Consider the following 26,064-nt stretch of genomic DNA (forward strand, 5'->3'; position numbering starts at 1 on the left):
AGTGCAACATGCTAGCATTCCGGTGGCCTTCTTGATGATCGGAAAACAGCTGTGAGCAATATCGTGATCGCCACGCGCGAAAGCCGACTGGCCCTGTGGCAAGCGCAACACGTGCAGGCGCTGCTGCAAGAACGGGGCCATGTGGTCACGTTGCTGGGCATGACCACCCGCGGCGACCAGATTCTCGACCGATCGTTGAGCAAGGTCGGTGGCAAGGGCCTGTTCGTGAAGGAACTCGAACTCGCGCTTGAAGAAGGCCGCGCCGACATCGCCGTGCATTCGCTCAAGGACGTGCCGATGGACCTCCCCGACGGCTTCACGCTGGCCTGCGTGCTGGAGCGTGAAGACCCACGCGATGCGCTGGTCTCGCCCCGCCATGCCACGCTGGACGAATTGCCCGAGGGCGCGGTGGTCGGCACCTCCAGCCTGCGCCGCGTGGTGCTCCTGCAAGAGCTGCGGCCCGACCTGCGCATCGAACCGCTGCGCGGCAACCTCGACACCCGGCTGCGCAAGCTCGACGAGGGCCAGTACGACGCGATCGTGCTGGCGGCGGCGGGCCTCAAGCGCCTCGGTCTCGAAAGCCGCATCCGTACCACCTTCGACCCCGACGTGATGCTGCCCGCAGCCGGGCAGGGCGCGCTCGGCATCGAGGTGCGGGCCGACCGGGCCGACCTGATCGAATCCCTCGCCCCGCTCGCGCATCTGGCCGACACCCGCGCCACGGCCGCCGAGCGCGCCGTGAGCCGCGCCATGGGCGGCAGTTGCTCGATGCCGCTGGCGGCCCATGCGCGCTGGCAAACCGGCGGCATGCTGCGTATCGACGCGGCGTGGGGCGACTCCGCAGGCGTCGCGGAATTGCTGCGCGTGCGCCGCGAGGCCGAGGTGAGCAGCAGTTCGCAAGCCGAAGCGCTCGGCCGTCAAGCCGCCGAGGCGCTGCGCCAGGCCGGCGCGCGCTGAGTGCATCGCGCATGCCGTCGCGCCGCGTGATCGTCACCCGCCCGGCGCGAGAGGCCGCGCGCTGGGTTGGCGCGCTGCGCGGCGCCGGGCTGGATGCGGTGGCGCTGCCCCTGATCGTCGTCGAGCCACTGCCGCCGATCGTCGGCCGGCACGCGGTCCGCGTGCCACCCGATCGCCATGACGCGTGGATGTTCGTCAGTGCCGCCGCGGTCGAGCACTTCTTCGAGTTGCACGCGAACGATGTCGATGCAATGAAGACTCCCCGTTGCTGGGCCACAGGCCCTGGCACCATGCGCGCGCTGCTGGAGGCTGGTGTCCCCCCCGCCACCATCGACGTGCCGCCCGAGGACGCCGCCCAATTCGATTCCGAGGCGCTGTGGGCGTGCGTGCGACCGCAAGTGCGCACTGGCGCACGGCTGTTGATCGTGCGCGGCGGCGATGCGGCCGGCCGCCCCACGGGCCGCGACTGGCTCGCGCGCCAGGTCGAGGCAGCCGGCGGTGTCGTCCAGACGCTGGTCGTCTACCGACGCCTGCCGCCGAGCTTCAATGCCGCCGACACCCGCCTCGCCATCGAAGGAGCGCAGGGCGGGGCAACCTGGCTCTTCAGCAGCTCCGAAGCCATTGCGAATCTGTGCCGTGCACTGCCCGACACGACATGGCACGCAGCCCGTGCCATCGCCACCCATGCGCGAATTGCGCAGGCTGCGCAAGCGGCCGGCTTCGGCGCCGTGCGCACATCGGCGCCCACCGTGGCCGCGTTGGTCGCGTCGATAGAATTCACCGAATGAGCGCCACCGCCTTGCCCGATGAATCACCGCCCGAAGCTGCCGCGCCGGCGGCGGTGCCGGTGACGCGGTCCGTGTCGCCCGCCGACGCCGCACTGCTGTTGTCGCGCATCGGCTTCGGCCTGCTGGCACTGGTCGCGGTGGTGGCCCTGGTCATGACGGTCACGTTGGGACAAAAGCTCGACAGCATGCAGGAGCAGCTTGCGCGCCAGAGTGCCGATTCACTGGCGCAGGCGACCGAAGCCCGCGCCCTCGCACGTCAGGCGCAAGAGACCGTCCGCGATACGGCCGCCCGCCTGGCGCTGGCGGAAACCCGCCTCGCCGAAGTGGCGCTGCAACGCTCCCAACTCGAGGAGCTGATGCAGAGCCTTTCCCGATCGCGCGACGAAAACCTTGTCGTCGACATCGATTCGGCTGTGCGCCTTGCATTGCAGCAGGCCGAGGTCACCGGCAACGTCGAGCCCTTGCTTGCCGCACTGAAGGCGGGCGACCAGCGCATCACGCGCGCGGCGCAACCCCGTCTTGCGCCGTTGCAGCGCGCCATGCAGCGCGACGCCGACCGCATCCGCACGGTCGCCAGCGGTGACAGCGGCGAGGCGCTCCTGAAGCTCGACGAGTTGGTGCGAGGCGTCGACGACCTGCCGACCATCAACGCGGTCGCCGTGCGCGGCCTCAGCGTGAATACCGCTTCGACCGGCGCTGTCTCCGCCGATGCGCCGTGGTGGGAACGCGCGCTGCTGCTGGTGCGCCAGGAAGCCCATTCGTTGCTGCGCGTCAGCAGGATCGATCGGCCCGAGGCCGCGCTCGTCTCACCCGAGCAGACCTTTTTCCTGCGCGAAAACCTCAAGCTCAAATTGCTGAGTGTGCGGCTTGCAATGGTGTCACGCCAGGTTGAAACGGCGCGTACCGAACTGGCGGCCGTCTCCACCACCCTGAACAAGTATTTCGACCCCACCTCGCGCCGCACGCAGGCCGCTGCCACCCTGGTGCAGCAGTTGCAGGCCCAGGTCAAGTCCACCACCCCGCCGCGCGTGGACGAGACGCTTGCGGCGCTCGCAACAGCGGCAGCGGGGCGCTAAGTCATCATGCGCGCAGCGCTCTGGCTACTCGGGCTGTTTTGCGTCGCGGCCGCGACCGCGCTTTTTGCGGGGAACAACCAAGGCACGGTCACCGTTTTCTGGCCGCCGTGGCGGGTCGACTTGTCGCTGAACCTCGTATTGATGCTGCTGGCCGGCGCATTCATGCTGCTGCACGTGGCGTTGCGCGCGCTGTCGGCGCTGTTTTCGCTCCCGGTCCAGGCCCGCCAATGGCGAATGCAACAAAAGGAGAGGGCATTGCATGCGGCGCTGCTCGATGCGATCTCCCAATTGCTGGCCGGGCGCTTTTCGCGCGCCCGCAAGGCAGCCCTTGCTGCACTGGCGCAAGAGCACACGCTTGACGCACTCGATGCCCAACTGCCGCAGGCGCAACAAATCCGGGTGCTCTCGCACCTGCTGGCAGCCGAGAGCGCCCAATCGCTTCAGGATCGCCCGGCGCGCGACGCGCATTTGCAGCAAGCCCTCAACGAGAGTGCGGAACGCGGTACGCCGGCCGCGCTCGAAACTCGCGAGGGCGTTCAATTGCGTGCGGCCCGTTGGGCGCTGGAGGACCGCGACGCATCCGGCGCACTGGCGCGACTCGAAGAATTGCCGGTGGGCGCCCAGCGCCGCACCTTCGCCCTGAGGCTTCGCCTGAAAGCAGCCCATCAGGATCACCGCACCCTCGAAGCACTGGAAACCGCGCGCTTGCTGGCCAAGCACGGCGCCTTTTCGACTTCGGCGGCTCAAAGCATCGTGCGCGGACTCGCCACCGAGCTTGTCTTCGACGCTCACGATCCCGCGCAACTGCTGGGTGCCTGGGCTGAACTCGAACAGCTCGAGCGCGAAATGCCCGAGGTGGCCATACATGCCGCCCAGCGCATGGTGATGCTGCAAGGCGGCGACCTGGCGCTTGCGCGGGCGTGGCTGCTGCCCGCTTGGGAGCGCATGGTGGCGGCGCCTGACGGCCTCGGAGACCCGCTGCGCGTCAAGCTGGTGCGCGCGCTCGAAGCGGGGCTCGATTCGGTCGACGCCGACTGGCTTTCGCGCATCGAACTGGCCCAGCGCAACAATCCGCGCGACCCCAACCTTCAATACATCGCGGGCATGGCCTGCATGAAGCGCCAGCTCTGGGGCAAGGCCCAACAATTGCTGACGCAAGCCGCCCTCGGTCTCCAGGATCCGGACTTGCACCGTCGCGCGTGGCAGGTGCTGGCCCGGTTGGCCGAGGCGCGTGACGACACCGAACAGGCCACGACGGCGTGGAAGCAGGCTGCCCAGGTCGAAAACCTCTAGGTTCTCGTGGTTATTTGGATTGCCATGCTGCCAAGTGCAGTCGGTGGCCCATGTTGCGGGAAAAGATGACACTTGCTGGGAAATGTATCTCGCACAATCGACTCTTCTCCGTCGCCCCTCTGCCAGAAGCCCTATATCAACAAACCGTTGTTATTTCAGTTGCGACTGCAGTACATTGGGTAACTGTTAGCAAAAGTATTCACTTGAGTTACGCTGTGGAGCCTGGTTTGAAACGTAATTTCTTACATGCCGTGTTGCTCGCCGCCGTGGGCGCGCTCCTGGGCGGCTGCACCATCGCGCCGAGCTTCGATTCGATGCGCTACGGCGAGAATCGTCCTGTCAACACGGATATGAAACTTGGCGCAGGTCCGGACGGCGATCAGCCGCCCGACGGTTTTCTCACGGAGATAACGCCCGACCTGATCCGGATCCAGAACAAGGCCCGCGTAACAGCGGTGCCCGCAGACGTTCAAGCGCTGATCGGCGGCGAACCCGAGCCCTACCGCCTGGGCGCAGGGGATGTGATAGGTATCACGGTCTTCGATCACCCCGAACTGGTTTTCAGTGGCCTGCCGTCACTGGTCGGCGGCGGCATTGATACGAGCAGCGTGGCGCCGGCGCCCGGCTTTATTGTCAACGACGCGGGCAACCTCACCTTTCCCTATGCGGGCACGTTGAAGGCGTCCGGCATGACGGTGCAGGAATTGGAGCGCACCTTGACTCAACGCCTGTCAAGAGTGTTCAAGGATCCGCAGGTGAGCGTCCGTGTCGCTTCGTTCCGCAGCAAGCGTGCGTACGTCGACGGTGAGGTGAGGACGCCGGGCCTGCTGGTGTTCACGGACATTGCGATGACGCTGCCCGAGGCCATCAATCGGGCGGGTGGCCTGGCCACGACCGGCGACCGCTCCTATGTGACGCTGACACGCAATGGCCGCAGCACGCGCATCGACCTGAACATCCTGACGGACGCTGGCGTCGATCCCTCGCGCATCCTGCTGCGCAACGGAGACATGATCAATGTTCGGGCCCGTGAAGAAAGCAAGGTCACGGTCATGGGCGAAGTGAACGTGCAGGGCGGCGTGCTCATGCGCAACGGCCGCCTGACCTTGAACGATGCGCTCACGGAAAGTGGCGGTCTCAATCTCGGCACGTCTGCTCCGCGGCAAATCTACGTGATTCGTGGCTTGCCCGAGGGCGGTCAGACGGTGTTCCATCTTGATGCCCGGACCGCATCGGCGATTCAGATGGCGGATGGATTCCCGCTCAAGGCCAAGGACGTGGTCTTTGTCGATCCGGTGCCGCTGGTGGTGTTCAGTCGCGTTGCCAACCTTGTCCTGGTGTCGGCCAATACGGCAACGGCGGTACGGAACGTTCCACGGAACTGAGCGGCCCATGGTCATCCAACACGTCCTCGCGGTGTGCATAGGAAATATCTGCCGCAGTCCAATGGCCGAGGCGCTGCTTGCGCAAGCCCTGGCCGACTGCGACGTCTCGTCCGCAGGCCTCAGCGCCATGATCGGTCATCCGGCCGACCTGATCGCCCGTGATCTGATGAAAGAGCGCGGGATCAGCATCGAACAACATCGCGCGCGCCAGATCAGTCTCGACCTCTGCCAGCGCGCCGACTTGATCCTGGTCATGGACCTCGAACAGCGCCGCGATCTCGAGCGACGCTATCCGTTCGTCAGTGGCAAGGTGTTCCGCTTGTGTGAGCATGAAAAGCGAGACGTTCCTGATCCTTATCAAGCGGGACGCGCTGCGTTCCAGTCGTCGTTAGCGCTGATCGAAGATGGCGCGACGCAGTGGGCCAACCGAATTTCCAGATTGTCCAGCCGATGAATTCCACAGTTTCGCAATCCCCACATTCGCAAGCTGTCATGGCCGCGCCGGCTGTTGACGATGACCAGCTCGACCTCGGACACTATTTCGAGGCGCTCGTCGCGCAGAGGTGGTTGATCGCTGCGATCACGGTGCTGGTGCTGGCGATCGGCGTGGCCTATGCGGTGCTGCAGCGGCCGACCTATGAATCCAACCTGTTGATCCAGGTCGAGGACACTGAAGCGGGCGCCAAGTCGTTTCTGGCCGAGGCGAGCAGCGCGTTCAACGTGAAGACGCCGGCCGCCGCCGAGATGGAAATCATCCGTTCGCGCACCGTGATTTCACAGGCCATCGACGCCACCAAGGTCGATATCGTGTCGGTTGCGCGGTACGCCCCCTTGGTCGGCAGCTGGTTGGCACGGCGCGCCACAGGGCTGTCCGACCCGGGGTTCCTGGGCATGCCGGGCTATGTTTCGGGAACCGAACAAATCGATGTCGACAAGTTCAACGTGCCGGCTCAACTCGAAGCGAGCAACTTTATCGTCGTCGCCAAAGGTGGTGGGCAATACGCACTGCAGCACGCCGCATTGCCGCAGTCTCCGGTGGGCACGGTGGGTCAGCCGATGAAGGTCGACTCGCAATACGGCCCGATCGAACTGACGGTTATCGCGCTTGCGGCCAAGCCCGGCGCTGAGTTCAATCTCCTCAAGCGCTCGAAGTTGTCGACCGTCGAAGGCCTTCAGTCTGGCTTGGTCCTTTCGGAAAGGGGAAGGCAGTCCGGGATCATCAACGCATCGATGCAGGATACCGATCCGAAGCGTCTGGCACGTGTGCTCAATGCCATCGGTGCGCAATATGTGCGCCAGAACGTCGAGCGCAAGGCAGCCGAAGCGCAAAAGACGCTGACCTTCCTGGATGTCCAGTTGCCGCTGTTCAAGCGTCAGCTTGAACAATCGGAAGAGGCATACAACCGCTACCGCAATCAAAAAGGAACGGTCGCGTTCACCGAGGAAGCTACGCTCATTCTAGGGACGGCGGTCGATCGTCAGACCAAATTGCTCGAGGCGCAGCAACGCCGGCGAGAACTCGAAGCCCGCTTTACGGCCAACCATCCCAGTGTGCAGACCCTCGACGCGCAGATCGCCGCCTTGCAGCGCGACATCAGCGACGTCCAGGCGCGCATCAAGGGGTTGCCCGCGATACAACAAGAAGCGGTGCGCATGGAGCGCGACGTCAAGGTCAACACCGAGCTCTATCAATCGCTGCTCAACAACGCGATGCAGCTGCGCCTGGTCAAGGAGGGCAAGGTCGGCAATGTCCGTGTTCTCGATGAAGCAAGCGTTGCGGAGGTTCCGGTCAAGCCGCAACGCAAGGTTATCGTTGCCATTGCGCTGGCCCTGGGCCTGTTCCTCGGCGTCGTTGCGGCCCTGATCCGCAACGCCCTGATCGAGCAACGCATCAAGGACCCGCACGAAGTTGAATCGCAAACGGCATTGCCGGTGTTTTCGACCATCCCGGTGAGTTCCGAACAAGCCGCTATCAGCCAGCGCAGATTGACCGGAGCGACCGGCGTGCGCCTGCTGGCCATCGAACATCCCGATGATCTTGCGGTCGAAAGCTTGCGCAGCCTGCGGACCGCGATGCAGTTTGCGATGCTCGAGGCGAGCAACAACCGGGTGATGATCACTGGTGCGACACCTGGCGTCGGCAAAAGCTTCGTCACGTCGAATTTCGCCGCGCTCATGGCTGCCGCAGGTAAGCGCACCTTGTTGATCGACGCCGACTTGCGCCGCGGCCACTTGCATCAATATCTCGGTCTCCAGCGGCATGGTGGTCTTTCGGAACTGATCGCAGGCAGCTTGACTGTTCAACAGACGGTTCACCGTCAGGTCGTACCGAACCTGGATTTCCTGGCAACCGGGCAGTTGCCTCCCAATCCGGCGGAACTGCTGACTTCGGAGTCCTTCACGACGACCCTCGATCGCCTGTCCGAACAGTACGACCTGGTGGTCATCGACACCCCACCGGTGCTGGTCGCCTCCGATACCGCCGCCATCGCAACGCACGCGGGAACAGTGCTGCTCGTGGCGCGCGCCAACCTGTCCAGCATGGGCGAACTGCGGGAAAGCACGCGGCGGCTGGCGTTGGGCGGCAAGGCGGCTACTGGCGTGCTGTTGAATGCAATGGACGCCAAACGCCGTGCATACGGCGGCTACAAATACGGCCGCTATCGTTACACCAACTACAACTACGAAAGTATCCTGCCGGAAGAGCAGTGATGTGACAGTGGAATAAAACACCCCCGAGGCGCCTGCGGCGCTTCCCGTCAAGGGGGCGCACCCGGCGGCCCAGCAAAGCCGGTACCGCGGGGTAGATGAATCACCCCCGAAGCGCCTGCGGCGCCTCCCCCTCAGGGGGCGCACCCGGCGGCCCGGCAAAGCCGGTTCCGCGGGTGCCCACGAACAGACTTCGCCGTGCTCGTCCTGGCTTCATGTCGCGGGTCACGCGATAGCGTGATCGAAAAATCATATGAAGCGGATTCAACTTCACAACTTCATGCCGGAACCTGAGGAGCAGTCATCCGGGTTGGTTTGTCAAAGGGCCCCGAAGAGCCTTTTTTTTCTAGTGACGGCGCGCCGCTCAGTCACTGGGCGAGGCAGCCCAGTACGTCGCGTTCGAACTGCCTGAGCACGGCATCCTGTGCGATGTGGCGCTCGGCAAAGATGCGGGCGTTGGCGCCAAATTCTGCGCGCATGCCCGGATTGCTGGCCAGTGAGGCGATGGCCGCAGCCAATGCTTCAGGTTGCTCAGGCTCGACCACGAGGCCGCAATCGCGTACGACGCGACCCAGTTCGGTATCCGCGTGCGCCGTGGCCACCACAGGACGACCGCTGCTGAGCATGCCTGTCAGTTTGGAGGGCATGACCAGATCGGCCGCATCCGCGCGCTGTGGCAGCAGATGAATGTCGGCGAGGCCAAGCAAGTCGCCCAGCCGTTCGACCGGTTGCAGATCCAGGAAGCGTACGCCGGGCAAGCCCTTGCAGCGCTCTTCAAGCGCGGCGCGTCCCGGGCCGAAGCCGCAGAACACGAATTGGATCGACTCATTGCCCCGGAGCCGCAGCGCCACCTCCGCCAGGATTTCGAGCCCCTGTTTTTTACCCATGTTGCCCGAGTAGAGCGCCACCACGGCATCATCCGCAATGCCGAGCTCGCGACGGTACGGGCTGGCTGTGTCGAGCGGGCGTATCGACGAAACGTCGGCCCAATTGGGCAATGACAGCAAACGCGCCGTGTCCACGCCCTTGTGCGCAGCGCGTTCGAGCATGCGCTCCGAGATTGTGGACACACGGTCAAAGCGGCGCAGTAGCCAGCGTTCGACGCCGGTCACCCAGGCCCTCAGCCGTGCGCCGCGCAACAGTCCCAGGTCAAACGCGGCGTCGATTTCGTAGTCCTGGATATGCAGCCATGCACGCGCGCCACGCAGGCGCGCAAAGGCCAAGGCGGCCGGTGCGCAAACCAGGGGCGGCTCGGTCATCCATACAACGTCCGGGCGCCAGCGCCATTGCGCGAACAAGCTCGGAAGGCTCGCCAGCGCAAAGCTGGTCAGGTGCAGTAGCCGGGTGGTGCCTGAGACCTTTCTCGGCACCCAGACCGGGGTGCGAAATACCGTCGCGCCGCGCCAGGCTTCGCGCTGGAATCGTCTCGCGCTGTAGCCCTTCCAGACGGCCCAGTCGGGGTAGTAGGGCGGTGCGGTGACCACGCGCACCTCATGGCCGGCGGCGGCAAGCCAGGCGGCCATCTCGCCGGTGTACTTGCCAATGCCTGTCAGCTCAGGTGCGAAATTGATGCCGTAGAGAAGAATTTTCAAGCGTGTCGGGTCTGATTGACGCCGCTCCCGGTCACCGATGCGTTCGCGTCGGAACCGACGATGCGCACGAGATTGGCAGCCACCGTTTCGATGCGAAAACGTTGCTCGAAGCAACGGCGCGCGTCTGCGCCCATCTTCCCGAGTTCGGATGAGGAAGTCTCGATCCAGCGCGCCAGCAGTCGCGCGGTGCCTTCCGGCGTGTCGGGCTCGACCATGCCCGCGCAATCGGCGACGATTTCTCGCCAGATGTTGACCTTGTCCGAGATGAATGCCGGGCGTCCGCAGGCCAATGCTTCTGCAACGGCGACCCCGAAGTTCTCCTGATGCGAGGGCAGGCAGAACATTTCGCTGGCATAGAAAGCGCCCCATTTGAGATCGCCCGAGAGCATGCCCGTCCAGGTCACCCGGTCGGAAATGCCCAACTCGGCAACGCGTTGGCCCAGTTGTTCGGCCCAGCCGCCCTGGTCGGGCCCCGCCATCACGAGGTGGGCATCGGGCGAATTGCCGCACGACTTGGCGAAGGCCTCGATCAGCAGGTCGCAACCCTTCTTCTCGTGAATGCGCCCCAGAAACAACGCAAGACGCTTGCCGCGCAGCGTCGGCCATGCAGTCAGAAACGCCTCTGACAACCGCGACTGTTCGTCGAGCGGGGGCTCCGACGTACCGAAGGAACTGATCGCTTCGTTGCACTTGTAGAGCCAGAACGACTGGCGCGCCAGCAAGCGCTCGTCATCGCAGGTGAACAAGACCGCTTTGGCATCGCGCAGCACGCGGTATTCGCCCCAGGGCCAATAAAGCCACTTCTTCAGGTGTTTGAGCGGGTAGCGCCGCTTGAACCACGGATCCAGCATGCCATGGGTGAAAACGTAGTAGCCGGGCGCGACGTTGCGCAACGCTCGCCATGCCGCCAACCCGATGTATTGCCACAGTCCGTTGATGATCACCGCGTCGTAGTTGCCGGCGTTTTGCCTCAACCAGGGCGCCAGTGCACTGGTGTAGCCATACGTACCCCGAACAGGGCCGAGGGCATGGATACGGCCTGGGTAGCTCAGCACATGCTCGAAGTCGGGTGCATCCAGGCACAAGATCTCGCCCTGATGCCCCAAGGCTTCCAGTGCGCCATGGATGCGCATCAACCCCTCGATAGGACCGCCGCCACGCGGGTCGACCGATGCAATCACATGAAGAAATCTCAACGAATCCTCCGAAGCGAGGGAGTACGTCGAGGAAAAATTTCAAGCGTCGGATACCGCAGCGCGGCGAGCCCAAACGCCAGGGCAAAACCAAGCAAGGCATTGGCTGTGAGCTGCCCGATGGCCGACCAGGTCAACAATGCAATCGCCAGCGATATCCACAACAGAAGTGGAAAAAGAATCCCCCGACGCAATGCAATGATGAAACTCCTGTACAGGCCCAAGCCCATGACAACAAACTTGAGCCCCGTGTAGATGCCACCTAGCAGACCGCCTTCGAGCAATATGCGACCGGCCTCCGCCTCTGCCAGCGTAAATCCCGTGACGTTGCCCGTCTGGACGTACCCCGCGAGGTTCGACAACTGGCCGATGCCTATGCCGAGAAAGGTGAATTTTTCATACGCGACCGGTTCGCCCACGAAGATCACGAGAAGCCGCTGCCAGAAGTCTTCTGCTTCGGCGGCTTCCCCGAATCGTTGCTGCGTGTTCTCGATCGCGGACTGAAAGACCACCGCAAGAATTGCGAGCGCCGCGATGGCCAGCACAAGGGTCAGCAACGCCCGCCCCTTTTGGGCACCCTTGGAAAAAACAAGGCGGCCGAGCAGGTAGACCGCAATCATGAGTCCGGAATAAAGCACAACGCTGCGTGCGCCACTCACCATGGACTCCGTGACCAACGCGGCGAAAGCGGCGGCGCCAAGAAAGGCCTGCATGAGCGTTCTCTTGGTCGCTGCCGTGACGGCCAGCGCTATGGGGATGACCAGCCCGAGGAAGGTGGAGTTGCCGTTGGTAAAACTGAACGTACCTGTGGTTCGCACCACGCCTGCGACCACGACGAACACCTCACCTTCAACGCTGTCGATTTCAGTGTTGATGCGCGCAGTCGGCGGCGATGCGTATTGCAGCACCACCAGTGGTGCAAGCAGGATCAGCAACGCCGTGCAGGTCCGCATCGCCGCGCGAAAGTCGACCTCTGTCATGGATGACGCAGCCGCGAAGCCGAACCAGATGTATAGCAGCCAGAAGCGCAAGCCGATCAAGAATACGATTGGGCTGCCGTCATTCACGATGACCTGCAGCATGCCCCATGCGATAAGGCAGCAGCTCCAGGCCAGCAGCACCTGCGTTTGAACCTTGTACGTTCGCAAATGCCCGCTCCTCCAGGCATGAAGAATCAAGTAGGTAGCCATCGCGTCGCGAAGCAGGATCAATGGCAACGAGGCCGCCGACGTTCCCCACTTGCGCACCGCCCCTTCGAATACGACGACGAGCAGCACGGCGATGAAGATATACCCCGTGCGGCTGAGCCCGGTTTTCGCTACGGGAAGCGGCATTCGCGCCGAGAGCACATTCATTGCAAGTACTCCTGCAGCACACGACCTGCTCGCGCGCGGTACCGCTCCCAGGAAAATTCCTTGGATGCGATGAGCGCCGGCGCACGCGCACGCTGCATGAGCGCTGGATTGCAAATCAACTCGCGCAGGGCGTCGTACAGCGCATCTTCGTCTGGCTCGACGATCCAGCCGCTGCCGGGAAACGCTTCGACGATGGCTTTCGCGCCCGTTTGGCTCGACACCAGCGCAGGTGTTCCGCACGCCATGGCTTCTGCGACAACCATTCCGAACGAGTCCGATCGTGATGGCAACAGCAGGCAGTCGGCGGTCCCCATCAAGTCGAAAAGCTGGCTCTGCGGTACGCTGGGGTGGTACTTGGCGCCGGGTGTCTGTTGTACCGCAGCCAAAAGTCCCTGGTCGGCAACGCCGCCAACAAAGTCCAGCTCGTACTTGAAGCCCTCCGCATGCAGGCGTGTGAATGCGGCGAGGATGAGGTCGACAGATTTCCGCAGACTCAGCGGCCCTGCGAACATGAACCGCGCGGGGCCGGCCTTGCGTGCGGAAGTGATCGGCGTGACAAGCTTGGGATCTGCGCCGAGCAGCAAGGGCTGGAGCCGTGTGCGCTCGACGCCATTGGCCTCGTAGCTGTCCGCGGCAAGGGGCGAGCAGGTCAGGATCAGGTCCGCCATTGCAATCTCGGCGTCCTTGCGTCTATTCACTTCGCCGGTGTAGGGCGTGTCTGGCGGATTCAACTGTGTGGACACCGTCCTGTGGTGGAACGCTGCAGCATCGAGAACGCAGCGTGCGCCGACAGCCTTGGCCGCCGCAAATGTGTGATACGCCGAGTTTTCGTAGGCAACCACGACTTTCGGACGCAATGCCACTACGCGTTTGGCCGCCCACGCGTCGAACCAATGGAACAGGCGATGCATTCGGTCGTTCCCCTGGCCGCTGTTCAAACGCATGGAAGCTTGCAGCATCAGTTGAAAGCGAATGGGATGAACACGAAGTTCGGAGGGGATGTCGACGCGGCGTACTCGCTTGCGAAAGTGTTCCGGCAGCCACCACGGCAGCGTTTCGCCGCCCTCTGCCACTAGCACACCAGACCAGAAGGCTTGAAGCAGCTTCCTTTCGTACAGGGCCAGAGCAAGTTGATGCGAGTGCTGCAGGCCCGGATGTGTGACGAGGACGGAGCGGGTCATCTGTGCGCCAATACTCGACACGCCAGGTTGCGGAACAGTCGGCCGGGCGGTGCCCTTGCCGAAGCCATCCGGCAAGGAAGATCGCTCTTCACTGCGAGCGGTGCTCATGCTCATCGTCGACTCACTTGTCTGCTGGAGGGTGAGGTGGGTGGTGTATGTATCCTCACATCACGTCTCAGGCGATGGCTTCTTCGCCCTGAAGCGAGCGCTCGAAATCCAGATAGGCGAGTTCGATTCCCGTGCGCAGCGGCGTGACGGCTTGCCAGCCAAGTTGCCGGATCTTCGATACGTCGAGCAGCTTGCGTGGCGCGCCATCGGGCTTGCTTGGATCGGTCTCGATGCGTCCCTTGTAGCCAACCACATCGCCGACCAGTGCCGCGAGTTCTGCAATCGTCAGGTCTTCGCCGGTTCCGACATTGATGTGGCTCTCCATCGCCTCAGTGCGGCGACCGTACTCTTCGGCGGACAGTGTCATGACATGGACTGAGGCACTGGCCATGTCGTCCACATACAGGAACTCGCGCCGGGCAGAGCCCGTCCCCCAGATCACGACCGCAGGTGCGTCGGCGACCTTGGCCTCATGGAACCGGCGAATCATTGCCGGCAGGACATGGCTGTTTTGAGGGTGATAGTTGTCACCCGGTCCATAGAGGTTCGTTGGCATGACGCTGCGGTAGTCGGTGCCATATTGGCGGTTGTAGCTTTCGCAGAGCTTGATGCCGGCGATTTTTGCAATCGCGTAGGGCTCGTTGGTGGGCTCCAGCTTTCCGGTGAGCAGAGCGGCTTCCGTCATCGGTTGCTCCGCCAGCTTCGGATAGATGCAGCTCGAGCCAAGAAACATCAATCGCCGTACACCCGCTCGCCAGGCTTCGTGCACGACATTGGTCTGCAGCATCAAGTTGGAGTAGATGAATTCGGCAGGATAGGTATTGTTCGCGTGGATGCCGCCGACGCGAGCAGCCGCCAAATAGACTTGGTCGGGTCTTTCCTCGGCGAAAAAACTTCGAACCGCGGCCTGGTCGGTCAGGTCGAGTTCGGCATGGGTGCGGGTGATGATGGTCTTGTAGCCCCTGCCCTTGAGATTTCGCACGATCGCGCTTCCCACCATTCCACGATGACCGGCTACGTATACGCGTTCTTGCAATTCGTTCATGGCGTGTCGAGCGGCAGGTGCCGCGTTCAATAGTCAACGCCGGTCGCCGTCGAGACGGCCCGGCCGCCGATCAACAGCGCAAACCGGCTGGCAATCAACGCGACCCGTCCCCGGTGATCACGGCACCGACAGTCTTCAGCAGGATCTTAATGTCAAGCCAAAGCGACCAGTTGTCGACGTACTCCGCGTCGAGTTCGACGCGTTTCGCATAGGGCAGCCGATTGCGGCCGCTGACTTGCCAAAGACCTGTGATGCCGGGTCGCATCTCGCAGTAGTGTGTCCAGTTCTTGCCGTACAAGCTGCGTTGGCGTTCCATGCAGGGACGCGGGCCGACAAGGCTCATGTCGCCTATCAGCACATTCCAGAATTGGGGCAGTTCATCCAGGCTGAGTTTTCGGATGAACTGGCCAACCGGTGTAATCCGGGGGTCTTTTTCGAGCTTCTGAAAAGTATCCCATTCGGTACGTGCCATGTCGTTGCGGCTCAGATACTCATTGAGCACCTGCTCGGAGTTGCGCAGCATCGAGCGAAATTTGTAGAACCGGAAACGCGCGCCGCCTGCGCCAAGACGGTTCTGCCAGAAATGAATGGGGCGGCCCATGCTGATAAGGACGGAAACCGCAACGACAAGATAAATCGGTCCGAACAGCATGAAAAAGGTCAATGCGCCAACGATGTCGAGTGTGCGCTTGGCGGCGCGTTCGCGCCCGGTAAGCCCCCGCGGCAGCGGAAGGGTCGTTGGCGGTAACAAGCCCCTCCCCCCTGGCAACAGGCGGGGTGCAACGGGACCATGAGCGGCGGAATCGGAACGGAACATCAAAATCCCCTGATACGGCACTGCATCGGCTGAAGTTAACTGTGTAACGCTTTACTACTATTCGCAAGAATTTGAACACATTCGGGCTACGTCGTCTTGTCAGCAAAAGGCGTAAGCCATCCGATGAAGGAAGGTACCCGCTGGCCCCCAACCGCCCGTTCGACGCTGCCCTCTGCGTTGCAAGATCCGGTGATGGACCGTAGGTCTTTCGACTCACGCATCCGTAACACCGCTCGTGGCAATGTGTTGTCTTTAAACGCCGCAAAAAAAGGCCCCTGGCGCCGGCAAGGCGGCCAGGGGCTCGTAGGAGACTGACCTGAATCAGGCCAGGGCGTTGTAGGAAACTGACCTGAATCAGGCCAAGGCGTTGTCCTGGGGCATTGCCTCCTCGATGGGCAAAGTCACCTGCGAAAGATCCTTGCGCGTTTCGACCAACACCAGCGGGCCGTCGTCGAGGACGACTGCGGGCGGTCGTTCGCGCGGCACGTGGATCTGCTTTGGCTCGGCGGCAATGGCGGCCTGGGCCTGCGCGATTCGATACGCATCGGAATTGACCCACTGCAGGCCGGATCCTTCTGCGATCTGGGCCAGTTGGGCGATGGGTAGTTCAAAAGGCGTGACCTTGGGCAGGCCGCGGCTGGGAGCAGCCACGACGACCGGCGCCGGAGTGGTCTCGATCGGAGTTGCCGCAGGCAAGGAAGCGTCGCGCTCCGAGGTCGCTGCGAGAGCTTCGCTTGCGCGGACCGGCTTTTCCTCGACGTTGGCAACACCCTCCGTGCCAGCGGTTTCGACGAAAGCCTCGGCGTTCTCGCGGGGAGCCCGGTCGCGTCGATCGCGGCCGTAGCGGTCGCGCGAACGGCCGCGGCGTTCTTCTCCTTCGGGCTGTTGAGTACCGCCGAGTCCTTCGGTTGCCGCGCCCGTCGGTGCGGCCGGCTCCGGCGCGTCACCCAGGGGCGCGTCATTCGCGGCCAAGCCCTCGGGGCGTCGGTCGCGGCGGCCCTCGCCGCGCTCGCGACGCTCACCGCGCTCACCGCGCTCACCGCGTTCGCCGCGTTCGCCTCGTTCGCCGCGCGATCGTGGCTGCCGCTCCGCCGGTGCCGAGCTCTCTTCGCCTGCGACCTGCCCCATGGCGACCTGCTCGTTCGGCACGCCTTCGCCAGCCGCCGCCATCGGGAGTGCGCGCGATTCGCCATCGCGCCGTTCGCCACGGCCACCCCGGCGCTCACCGCCTTCACGGGGAAGACGCGGTTCGCGCTGCTGTTGCGGCTCGCGCGGCTCCCTCGGTTCGCGCATCTCGCGCACGGACGCGTCGGCGCGTGCGCTTTCGGGCCGCCCTTCTCGACGTTCGCCATCGGGGCGTCCTTCGCGACGCTCTCCCGAGCGACCATTGCGACGGTCGCCGTCACGGCCACCGCGTCCGCCACGACGCTGTTCGCCGTCTCGACCGCCCCGAGCTTCGCCGCCCTGGCGACCGTCGCGGCCTTCGCGGCGCGGCTGTCTTGGCGCCTCTTCCGGCGCGACCATCGGGGCAGGGGCCGGCACCGGTGCGGGCGCAGGCGTCGGCGCGACACCAAAGAAATTCTTGAGTCGTGTGAAGAATCCTGATTCGGCGGGAGCCGGCGGCGCGACAGGCACTGCGACAGGTGCCGCGGCAATGGGTGCGGGAACGCGCACCGGTTCGGGCTTCGGCACCGCGATCGGTGCTGGCGCATCGGGAAGCACGCCCTTGATCACCGGCGTTTGCCGATTGGTCGGCTCTTGCGAGCGGCGCGTCACGGAGGTCGGATCCTCGAACTCATCGGCCATCTTGTAGCTGGCTTCGATGTGATCCAGACGCGGGTCGTCGTGCTTCAGGCGCTCGAGCTTGTAGTTGGGCGTTTCGAGCGTCTTGTTCGGCACCATCAGCACGGTGACGCGCTGCTTGAGTTCGATCTTGGCGATTTCGGGGCGCTTTTCGTTCAGAAGGAACGAAGCGACTTCCACCGGCACCTGCACATGCACGGCGGCCGTGTTGTCCTTCAGGCACTCCTCCTGGATGATGCGCAGGATCTGCAGGGCGCTCGACTCGGTATCGCGGATGTGGCCAGAGCCGCCGCAGCGCGGGCAGGGGATCGACGAGCCTTCGCTGAGCGCCGGCTTCAGGCGCTGGCGGCTCATTTCCATCAGGCCGAACTTGCTGATCGATCCGAACTGCACGCGGGCGCGGTCTTGCCGGAGCGCATCGCGCAGGCGGCTCTCCACTTCGCGGCGGTTCTTCGACTCGTCCATGTCGATGAAGTCGATGACGATCAGGCCGCCCAGGTCGCGCAGGCGCATCTGGCGGGCCACTTCGTCGGCGGCTTCGAGGTTGGTGCGGGTGGCGGTCTCCTCGATGTCGCCGCCCTTGATCGCGCGGGCCGAATTGACGTCGACCGAGACCAGCGCCTCTGTGTGGTCGATCACGATGGCGCCACCGCTGGGCAACTGCACGGTGCGGGCGTAGGCCGATTCGATCTGGTGCTCGATCTGGAAGCGGCTGAACAGCGCCGCGTCGTCGCGATAACGCTTTACACGGGCGGCATGCTCGGGCATCACGTGCGCCATGAACTGCTGCGCCTGGTCGTAGATGTCGTCGGTGTCGATCAGGATGTCGCCGATGTCGTGATTGAAGTAGTCACGGATCGCGCGGATCACGAGGCTGGACTCCTGGTAGATCAGGAACGCGCCCTTGCCGCCCTTGGCCGCGCCGTCGATGGCGGTCCAGAGCTTGATGAGGTAGTTCAGGTCCCATTGCAGTTCGGGCGCCGTACGGCCTATGCCGGCGGTACGGGCGATGATGCTGGCACCCTTCGGGTATTCCAACTGGTCCATGGCTTCCTTGAGCTCGGCCCGGTCATCGCCCTCGATGCGGCGCGATACGCCGCCGCCGCGCGGGTTGTTCGGCATCAGCACGACATAGCGGCCGGCCAGGGAGATGAAGGTGGTCAGGGCCGCGCCCTTGTTGCCGCGCTCTTCCTTTTCGACCTGCACGACCAGTTCCTGGCCTTCGCGGATCGCTTCGTTGATGCGCGCAGAATTGGCCGACACGCCTTCGGCAAAGTACTGCTTGGAGATTTCCTTGAATGGCAGGAAGCCGTGGCGGTCTTCACCGTAGTCGACAAAGCAGGCTTCGAGGCTGGGCTCGACGCGCGTGACGACGGCCTTGTAGATGTTGCCCTTGCGCTGCTCGCGTCCTTCTATTTCGATTTCGTAGTCGAGGAGCTTTTGTCCGTCGACGATGGCCAGGCGGCGTTCTTCGGCCTGCGTGGCATTGATCAGCATCCGCTTCATGATGCGTTGTCCTTGTTTCTATCGTTCTTACCGGCCCATGACGGGCGCACGATGCACGGACGACGCTTGCGAAACGAGGGGAATTGCCGCTTTATCCCGCCTGCCTTGGCCGCTTGCGCGAAAGCGCAGGCGACCCATGTCGAGCATCAGCTCAACAAGGACAACGGGGGTGGGGGCGCGTGGATGGGCGCGAGCCAGATGCGGTGTTGATTAGCTATCTTTTTGATAGCGGGGTGCGCAATGATGGCGCGCTCTGCGGACGACTCAATGTTTGCAGTCGCTGGCATCAACCAGCGCAGGCACATTTGAATCAGCAGCATCAACACAGGGGGACTCGCTTTGATCCGCAGACAGCCTTGAGCCTGTCTGCTGGTATTCCGTATCGGTGTTTCGTTGGGCGTCGGCTTGACTTGAACGCTGCGCTTGCCGCCGCGCGCGTTTGCGCTTGGCCTGCAGGCGACGCGCCAAAGCGGCATCGACCTCACAGCGCTGACTTGAGTGCTCTAAACTTCTGTTTTATCAAGCACTTACACGACCGCGCTGGTGAAAAACATTATAGGTGCGAAGCCCGGACCCGCGGCGGCTGAAGTTAGGTTTTTGACGGTTGATGACGAATCTGCCGGCCAGCGACTCGATAACTTTCTGTTCCGCCACCTCAAGGGCGTTCCCAAGACCCACGTCTACCGGATCATCCGGTCGGGGGAGGTGCGCATCAACAAGGGGCGGGTGCAGGCGGAGACGCGCGTCGAGGCCGGGGACGTGCTTCGACTGCCGCCCGTCCGGGTTTCGGCCCGGTCCGAAGACGGCGCCGTGCCGCCCGCGCCGGCGCGCGAATTTCCACCTCTATATGAAGACGATGCCTTGCTGGCCATTGACAAGCCGGCGGGCGTCGCCGTCCACGGCGGCAGTGGCGTGAGCTTCGGCGTCATCGAACAATTGCGTACGGCGCGGCCGGGCGCGAAGTTCCTCGAACTCGTTCATCGGCTCGATCGCGAAACTTCCGGTGTGCTGCTGGTTGCAAAGAAGCGCAGCGCACTGGTTGCGCTGCAGGATCAGTTCCGCGAGCGCGAAACCGGCAAGACCTACCTGGCGCTGGTCGACGGCGAATGGCCTGCCTCCCGGAAGGTGCTCGACGCGCCACTCGCCAAATACCTTCTGCCTGACGGCGAGCGCCGCGTGCGCGTGGTGGCCAAGGACCATGCGGATGCGATGCGCGCCGTGACGCTGGTCCGCGTCAAGGCGCGCATCACATTGCCAGGCGAAAGCCAGCCGATGTCTTTGCTGGCCGTGACGATCAAGACGGGTCGCACCCACCAGATTCGCGTGCACCTCGCCTCGGACGGCCACGCAATTGCCGGCGACGACAAGTACGGCAACTTCGAGCGCAATCGCGCGCTGCAGAAATCGGGGCTCAAGCGCATGTTCCTGCACGCCTGGCGACTGCAGTTCAATCACCCCTCCACCGGCGCGCGCATCGCACTGCAGGCGACGCTTCCGCCGGAACTCCTGCGGCTGCTGCCGCCGGCCACCGTTCTCGAACTGTCCCGCAATGACTGACCCCTACAACCGCCGCTTCGACCTGATCGCCTTCGACTGGGACGGCACGCTGTACGACTCCACGAGCCTGATCGTGCGCTGCATCCAGGCGGCCGTCGTCGATGTGGGCGGCGCCCGGCCGTCCGACAAGGATGCGGCCTGGGTCATCGGATTGGGGCTCGTAGAAGCGCTCGCGAAGGCGGCGCCCGACGTGCCGCGCGCAAAGTACGCCGAACTGGGCGCGCGCTATCGCCACCATTACATCGCCCATCACAATGATCTGGTGCTGTTCGACGGTGTGGTGCCGATGCTCGATGCGCTGCATGCGCGTGGACACAAGCTTGCGGTGGCCACTGGAAAATCGCGCAGCGGCCTGGACGCTGCACTTGCCACCGCGACCCTGCACGATCGTTTCCACAGCTCCCGTACAGCAGACGAAACCGCGGGCAAGCCGCATCCGCGCATGCTGCTCGAACTGATGGAAGAACTGGCCGTTCCGCCCGAGCGCACCTTGATGATCGGCGACACCACGCACGACCTGCAACTGGCCTTGAACGCGGGTTGTGCCAGCGTCGGCGTGAGCTACGGTGCGCACGAGCCCGACGCGTTCGACGCGCTGAGCCCGCTGTTCGTCGCCCATACCGTTGCGTCGCTGCAAGACTGGCTCCTGGCGAATGGCTGAAGCACTGAAATGAAGCACCCCCGACGCGCCTGCGGCGCCTCCCCCTCGAGCCCCTCCAGGGGGCGCACCCTGCGGCCCGGCACAGCCGGTTCCGCGGGTGCCCCCGAACAGACTTCGCCGTGCTCGTCCTGGTTTCATGCGCCGCGGCTCACTCGATAGCGCGGTGGAAAAGGAAAACGTCGTGCCTGAGCGAGCCATCCCCCTGTGCAATGCGGCTGACCTGGTCGAAGGCGGCCTTGCAGTTCCGTTCGATGTGGTCCACGGCGGCGAGACCTGCCGCGCCTTTGCGATCCGCTTCGAAGGCCAGGCCCACGCGTTTCTGAACCGCTGCAGCCACGTGGCGATGGAACTCGATTTCCAGCCGGACCGGTTCTTTGACGACACCGGCCAATGGTTGCTTTGCGCCACGCATGGCGCGGTCTACAAACCCGACACCGGCGAATGCGCCGGTGGCCCTTGCCGAGGTGGATTGGTGAAGATAGCCCTCAGCGAGCGTGAAGGCGTGGTGCACTGGCATACTGCCTGGAACCTTCAACCCTTGGCCTTCTGAGTGGCCTTCCTAAATGACTGACCCCACCCGTAAGGAACCTGAGGGATTCGAACCTTTTGAATCTACGGCCTCCGTTGCCTCTTCGCATGCGGCTGCGACGAATGCGGGCAAAGGCGACCCGACGCAGTCCGCCGGATGGGAACGCGCCGCCCTCGAGAAGCTTGCGTTCGCCTCGCTCAACGAGCAGAGGACGGCGCGTCGCTGGCGGACCTTCGTGCGCCTGAGCTGGTTGGCATTTTTCGTTGTCGTGCTCTGGTTCGGCTTGTCGCGCGGGACGCCGACCACGGCGAAGGCAACGGCCCACACCGCGGTGGTCGAGATCAAGGGAGAGATTGCCAACGGCGCCGATGCCAGCGCCGAATTCGTCGTCGCCGCCATGAAGACTGCGTTTGAAGACGATGGCGCCAAGGCAGTGGTGTTGCTGATCAATTCGCCAGGCGGCAGCCCGGTGCAGGCCGGCATCATCAACGACGAGATCAAGCGCATGCGGGCCAAGTACAACAAGCCGGTGTACGCGGTGGTCGAGGAGACTTGCGCATCCGCGGCCTATTACATCGCCGCTGCGACGGACAAGATATTCGTCGACAAGGCCAGCATCATCGGCAGCATCGGCGTGCTGATGGACGGGTTCGGATTCACCGGCACGATGGAAAAGCTCGGCGTCGAGCGCCGCCTGATCATCTCGGGAGAGAACAAGGGTTTCCTCGACCCGTTCAGCCCGATGAACGATGCACAGCGCGCCCATGCGCAACAGATGATCGATCAGATCCACGACCAGTTCATCAACATCGTCAAGACGGGGCGCGGGGATCGCCTCAAGCTGCAGACGCCGGGCTTGTTCAGTGGCCTGTTCTGGAGCGGACAACAGGCCGTCGAGTTCGGACTGGCCGATCAGCTTGGAAACGTCGACTTCGTGGCGCGCGAGGTGGTCAAGGCCGAAGAGGTTATCGACTACACGCGGCGCGAGAACGTCGCGGAAAAGCTGGCAAAGAAGTTCGGCGCCGCCATGGGCGACGCCGCCTTCCGCGCCGTGCGCCTGTCGCCGGCCGTGCGTTGACCTTCAGTTGCGCGGCGCATCGACTCGGCGCGCCGAAGCCGCGAGCGCGACGGCAAAGCCGACCACCAGCCACAGCGCCAGGCCGAGCGAGCTCACGCGGGCCACGAAACCGATCACCGGCGGGCCTGCCATGAACCCCAGGTAGGCGGCAGCCGAGACGGCCGCGATGCCGCGTGCCGGGTCCACGCCGGGTACCCGTGCTGCGGCCGAGAAGAGGATCGGCACCACATTGGCAAAGCCAATGCCCACGCCGGCAAAACCGAGCAGCGCGAGCCAGGGCTGGCGCGCGACGAGCACCAATGCCATGGCCGCAGCCGCCAATACCGCGCTGCCGCGCAAGAGCACGGCGGGTGCAAAGCGTGCCCGCATGGCGTCGCCGCCGAAGCGTGCAGCGGCCATGGCTGCAGAGAAACTTGCGTAGGCCAGGGCGGCCTCTCCCTGCGGACTGCCGAGATCCTGCTGAAGGTACAGCACGCTCCAGTCGTATATCGCGCCTTCGGCAATCAGCCCCAAGGCCGCCAGCACGCCCAGGATCACCAGGGCGCCGTGCGGGAGATTGAATTCATCCGCCACGGATGAGGCCGAAGTTGTCGCTGCGCGGGGCAGCATGTTTTGCGACGCCAGCAGGACCGCGAGCGCGGTCACTGCCGCCACCCACATCAGATGCGTTTGCGGTTCCATGCCGGCAGCGAGCGCAGCGCCACCGGTGACAGCGCCGGCCATGCCGCCCAGGCTGAACATGCCATGCATCCCGCTCATCAAGGTGCCGCCATCCAGCGACTCCAGTTTCGCGGCCTCGGTGTTGATGGCCACGTCGAACACACTGGTGGCGATGCCGAACACGGCCAGCAACGCGAGCAGTGCGCCATACCCCGGCATGGCGATCAGCCCGGCGATCAGCAGGGCATAGACAGTTCCGCAGACACGTGCCGTGCCGCGTGCGCCGAAGTGGCCGATCCAGCGGCCAGCGCGCGACAGGCCGGCCAGCGCGCCGAAACCTGCCGCCAGCATGGCGAACCCAAGCTGCGCCTCGTCGACGCCGTAGTGCCCTTTGACTGTCGGGATGTGCACACCCCAGGTCGCAAAGACGAAGCCCGAGGCAAAAAATTGCGTGCGCGAGGCCCAACGCAGGCCGGCGCCGATCGCAACTGCCACCTGTCAGCGCCCGATCGCGAAGACCGCGGGCAGGCGCTCATCGGCTTGCACGGTCGCCGCACGCCATCCCTTGACGGTGTCGCTGCGCACCGCGGCGCTCGCCAGCGTCAGGCCCCGTGAAATTGCCAGTCGCGTGTTGTGCTGCAAGGTCTGCAAGAGCGCCTGCTGCAGGGCGGCGTTGCGGTAGGGCGTCTCGATGAAGAGTTGGGTCTGACCTGAGCGCAGTGCGAGTGCCTCGAGTTCGCGGATGCGTTGATTGCGCGCATCGGGCTCCTGCGGCAAGTAGCCGACGAACGCGAAGTTCTGGCCGTTGAGGCCACTGGCCGCAAGCGCCAGCAGGAGCGACACCGGCCCGGTCAGCGGCCTCACCGCAATGCCGAGATCGTGCGCCGCACGTGCGACCGACGAGCCCGGGTCGGCCACGGCCGGCATGCCGGCTTCGCTCAGCAGGCCGATGTCGTGGCCGTTCAGCGCTGCGGTCAACAACGGCCGCGCGTCGAACTGTCCAGCGTGGTCGCCCTTCTTGTGTACCTCGCGCGGCAACTCGGTGATCTCTTGCGCCTGCAGCGGCGCGGCCAGCGGCGCGACGGCGTCGATGCGCTTGAGATAGGCTCGCGCCGACTTTGCGTTCTCGCAAATCCAGTGCGTGATCGACGCTGCCTTTTGCAAGGTGCCGAGGGGCAGCGCGTCCTGCAACGGGGCCTGGACATCGCAGCCAAAATCCAGCGGCGCCGGCACGAGGTAGAGCGTGCCCCGGCTCATAGCAAGTCCACGCCAGCTGCGCGCAGCATGCGGCAGGTGCGGATCAGTGGCAGGCCGACCAGCGCACTGGGGTCGTCGCTGTCGATGGCTTCCAGCAGGGCAATGCCAAGTCCTTCGCTTTTTGCGCTGCCCGCGCAGTCGTACGGTTGTTCGAGGCGCAGGTAGCGTTCGATCGCAGCGTCGTCCAGATCGCGGAACACCACGCGCACCGGGGCAATGTCTTGTTGTGCGAAGCCCGTGGCCTGGCACACCACGGCTACGGCGGTCTGGAAGATCAGCGTCTGGCCGCGCATGCGCTGCAACTGGGCGGTCGCGCGCTCGTGATCGCCGGGTTTGCCGAGCGATTCGCCGGCGAGGTCGGCCACCTGGTCAGAGCCGATCACCACGGCCTCGGGAAAGCGTTGGGCGACGGCGCGCGCCTTTTCCAGCGCCAATCGCCCGGCGAGCGCGCGGGGGCTTTCGCCGGGAACAGGTGTTTCGTCGACGTCGGGCGCGTGCACTTCAAAGGGCAGGCGCAGGCGATTCATCAACTCGCGCCGGTAGCGCGACGTGGAGGCAAGGATCACAGTGCGTTGCATAGTCCGTGATTGTGCGGGACGGGTTTAGACTGGCCGCAATGACCAGAGAATTTGTCCCCAAACGCCTAGACGTGGCCGCCTTTGCCGAGCACGGCGCCAACTTGTCAGGCCGCACGCCGTTGCTGGCCTTCACGCGCCTGGCGGCTGAAACCACCGGCACATCACCCGAGGCCGAAGTGACGTGGGCCGCCGAGGGGGAGCAGCGAACGGGTGTGACGGGTGCGGCGGTACCGTGGCTGCATCTTGTTGCCGGCGCAAATGTGCCGCTGGTTTGTCAGCGCTGCCTGGCACCGGTGGACATCGGGCTGACCGTCGATCGCTGGTTTCGCTTTGTCGAGGACGAGGAAACGGCCGCGATCGAAGATGAGGAGTCCGAGGAGGATATCCTGGTGGCGAGTCGCGATTTCGATCTTCACGCACTGATCGAGGACGAGTTGCTGATGGAAATCCCCGTCACGCCTCGCCATGAAGTCTGTCCGGACGCACCGCCCTTGTCCGCCGCCGATGCCGATTTCGATGCCGCTGGCGGATCCAGACCCAATCCGTTCGCAGTGCTTGGCAAGCTGCGCAGCGGCGAGTCGAAGTAGCGTGAAGGGGTGGCGGGTTGGCTCTTGCGCCAAGGTTGGGCTATAATCGTGGGCTTCGCGCGCCGCTGATACTGTTAGTTTGACTGTTAGTTCGTCGCCCGCACCTCCACCAACCCTATTCAAGTCCAGGAGCCATCATGGCAGTCCAGCAAAACAAGAAGTCGCCTTCCAAGCGCGGCATGCACCGTTCACACAACGCGTTGGACGTGCCCGGCATTGCAGTCGAGCCGACCACCGGCGAAACCCACCTGCGTCACCACATCAGCCCCAACGGCTTCTACCGTGGCCGCAAGGTGCTGAAGACCAAGTCCGAAGCCTGACCCTCCGTTTCGACGCCAAGGCCCGAAGC

At 64.1% G+C, this 26,064-nt stretch carries 23 protein-coding genes; 13 read left to right on the top strand and 10 right to left on the bottom strand.

Going from position 1 to position 26,064, the window contains the following annotated elements; translation table 11 throughout:
* Positions 1–51 precede the first annotated feature (51 nt).
* The 7 genes from hemC to WKW80_RS02105 all read left to right on the top strand — a co-directional run bounded on the left by hemC (position 52) and on the right by WKW80_RS02105 (position 8,211).
* Positions 52–957: a hydroxymethylbilane synthase gene (gene hemC / locus WKW80_RS02075; RefSeq protein WP_340361857.1), complete on the top strand. Its 906-nt coding sequence runs from the start codon at positions 52–54 to the stop codon at positions 955–957.
* An 11-nt stretch (positions 958–968) separates the two neighbouring features.
* Complete coding sequence (locus tag WKW80_RS02080) at positions 969–1,745, top strand: uroporphyrinogen-III synthase (RefSeq protein WP_340361858.1); 777 nt, start codon at positions 969–971, stop codon at positions 1,743–1,745.
* Positions 1,742–2,821, top strand: coding sequence for a uroporphyrinogen-III C-methyltransferase (locus tag WKW80_RS02085; protein WP_340361859.1), 1,080 nt, complete (start codon positions 1,742–1,744; stop codon positions 2,819–2,821). The genes WKW80_RS02080 and WKW80_RS02085 overlap by 4 nt, the downstream gene beginning before the upstream one ends.
* A gap of 6 nt (positions 2,822–2,827) precedes the next feature.
* The gene (locus tag WKW80_RS02090; RefSeq protein WP_340361860.1) at positions 2,828–4,114 is read left to right on the top strand and encodes a heme biosynthesis protein HemY; all 1,287 of its coding nucleotides are present in this window, start codon (positions 2,828–2,830) and stop codon (positions 4,112–4,114) included.
* Between the two features lie 203 nt (positions 4,115–4,317).
* Entirely contained in the window at positions 4,318–5,499 is a 1,182-nt protein-coding gene (locus WKW80_RS02095) for a polysaccharide biosynthesis/export family protein (protein WP_340361861.1), read from the top strand.
* A gap of 13 nt (positions 5,500–5,512) precedes the next feature.
* The gene (locus WKW80_RS02100; protein WP_340362193.1) at positions 5,513–5,953 is read left to right on the top strand and encodes a low molecular weight protein-tyrosine-phosphatase; all 441 of its coding nucleotides are present in this window, start codon (positions 5,513–5,515) and stop codon (positions 5,951–5,953) included.
* Entirely contained in the window at positions 5,950–8,211 is a 2,262-nt protein-coding gene (locus WKW80_RS02105; protein WP_340361862.1) for a polysaccharide biosynthesis tyrosine autokinase, read from the top strand. Before WKW80_RS02100 ends, WKW80_RS02105 begins: the two co-directional genes overlap by 4 nt.
* Positions 8,212–8,576: 365 nt before the next feature.
* Here WKW80_RS02105 and WKW80_RS02110 read toward each other — a convergent pair whose 3' ends face one another.
* The 7 genes from WKW80_RS02110 to WKW80_RS02140 all read right to left on the bottom strand — a co-directional run bounded on the left by WKW80_RS02110 (position 8,577) and on the right by WKW80_RS02140 (position 18,808).
* Positions 8,577–9,800, bottom strand: coding sequence for a glycosyltransferase WbuB (locus WKW80_RS02110; protein ID WP_340361863.1), 1,224 nt, complete (start codon positions 9,798–9,800; stop codon positions 8,577–8,579).
* Positions 9,797–10,996: a glycosyltransferase gene (locus WKW80_RS02115; protein WP_340361864.1), complete on the bottom strand. Its 1,200-nt coding sequence runs from the start codon at positions 10,994–10,996 to the stop codon at positions 9,797–9,799. Before WKW80_RS02115 ends, WKW80_RS02110 begins: the two co-directional genes overlap by 4 nt.
* Positions 10,993–12,348, bottom strand: coding sequence for a hypothetical protein (locus WKW80_RS02120; protein WP_340361865.1), 1,356 nt, complete (start codon positions 12,346–12,348; stop codon positions 10,993–10,995). The genes WKW80_RS02115 and WKW80_RS02120 overlap by 4 nt, the downstream gene beginning before the upstream one ends.
* Positions 12,345–13,643, bottom strand: a complete 1,299-nt coding sequence (locus WKW80_RS02125; RefSeq protein WP_340361866.1) for a glycosyltransferase family 4 protein — start codon at positions 13,641–13,643, stop codon at positions 12,345–12,347. The genes WKW80_RS02120 and WKW80_RS02125 overlap by 4 nt, the downstream gene beginning before the upstream one ends.
* A 61-nt stretch (positions 13,644–13,704) precedes the next feature.
* Entirely contained in the window at positions 13,705–14,682 is a 978-nt protein-coding gene (gene fcl / locus WKW80_RS02130) for a GDP-L-fucose synthase (protein WP_340361867.1), read from the bottom strand.
* A 94-nt stretch (positions 14,683–14,776) separates the two neighbouring features.
* Positions 14,777–15,499 (bottom strand): sugar transferase, encoded by a 723-nt coding sequence (locus tag WKW80_RS02135; RefSeq protein WP_340361868.1) that lies wholly within the window; start codon positions 15,497–15,499, stop codon positions 14,777–14,779.
* Between the two features lie 354 nt (positions 15,500–15,853).
* A complete protein-coding gene (locus WKW80_RS02140) occupies positions 15,854–18,808 on the bottom strand; it encodes an Rne/Rng family ribonuclease (protein ID WP_340361869.1) in 2,955 nt (984 codons plus the stop codon).
* Between the two features lie 543 nt (positions 18,809–19,351).
* Between WKW80_RS02140 and WKW80_RS02145 the strand changes: the two genes are divergently transcribed.
* From WKW80_RS02145 to WKW80_RS02160, 4 genes are all read left to right on the top strand, one after another.
* Complete coding sequence (locus tag WKW80_RS02145) at positions 19,352–20,365, top strand: RluA family pseudouridine synthase (protein ID WP_340361870.1); 1,014 nt, start codon at positions 19,352–19,354, stop codon at positions 20,363–20,365.
* Positions 20,358–21,026, top strand: coding sequence for an HAD family hydrolase (locus WKW80_RS02150; RefSeq protein WP_340361871.1), 669 nt, complete (start codon positions 20,358–20,360; stop codon positions 21,024–21,026). Before WKW80_RS02145 ends, WKW80_RS02150 begins: the two co-directional genes overlap by 8 nt.
* Before the next feature lie 136 nt (positions 21,027–21,162).
* Positions 21,163–21,576, top strand: coding sequence for a Rieske (2Fe-2S) protein (locus WKW80_RS02155; protein ID WP_340361872.1), 414 nt, complete (start codon positions 21,163–21,165; stop codon positions 21,574–21,576).
* Positions 21,577–21,589: 13 nt separating this feature from the next.
* Complete coding sequence (locus WKW80_RS02160) at positions 21,590–22,633, top strand: S49 family peptidase (protein ID WP_340361873.1); 1,044 nt, start codon at positions 21,590–21,592, stop codon at positions 22,631–22,633.
* A 3-nt stretch (positions 22,634–22,636) separates the two neighbouring features.
* On the opposite strand, the gene WKW80_RS02165 is transcribed toward WKW80_RS02160, so the two are convergent.
* Genes WKW80_RS02165 through WKW80_RS02175 form a run of 3 tightly spaced genes read right to left on the bottom strand, consistent with a single transcriptional unit; the run spans position 22,637 to position 25,128 of the window.
* Entirely contained in the window at positions 22,637–23,788 is a 1,152-nt protein-coding gene (locus WKW80_RS02165) for an MFS transporter (RefSeq protein WP_340361874.1), read from the bottom strand.
* A 3-nt stretch (positions 23,789–23,791) separates the two neighbouring features.
* Positions 23,792–24,550 (bottom strand): SAM-dependent methyltransferase, encoded by a 759-nt coding sequence (locus tag WKW80_RS02170; RefSeq protein ID WP_340361875.1) that lies wholly within the window; start codon positions 24,548–24,550, stop codon positions 23,792–23,794.
* Positions 24,547–25,128 (bottom strand): Maf family protein, encoded by a 582-nt coding sequence (locus tag WKW80_RS02175; protein WP_340361876.1) that lies wholly within the window; start codon positions 25,126–25,128, stop codon positions 24,547–24,549. The genes WKW80_RS02170 and WKW80_RS02175 overlap by 4 nt, the downstream gene beginning before the upstream one ends.
* A gap of 71 nt (positions 25,129–25,199) precedes the next feature.
* Between WKW80_RS02175 and WKW80_RS02180 the strand changes: the two genes are divergently transcribed.
* Positions 25,200–25,715: a YceD family protein gene (locus WKW80_RS02180; protein WP_340361877.1), complete on the top strand. Its 516-nt coding sequence runs from the start codon at positions 25,200–25,202 to the stop codon at positions 25,713–25,715.
* Between the two features lie 137 nt (positions 25,716–25,852).
* Entirely contained in the window at positions 25,853–26,035 is a 183-nt protein-coding gene (gene rpmF / locus WKW80_RS02185; RefSeq protein WP_213959550.1) for a 50S ribosomal protein L32, read from the top strand.
* Positions 26,036–26,064 lie beyond the last annotated feature (29 nt).

Origin of the sequence: Variovorax humicola, from assembly GCF_037889915.1 — a bacterium.
Lineage (GTDB): Bacteria > Pseudomonadota > Gammaproteobacteria > Burkholderiales > Burkholderiaceae_C > Variovorax > Variovorax humicola.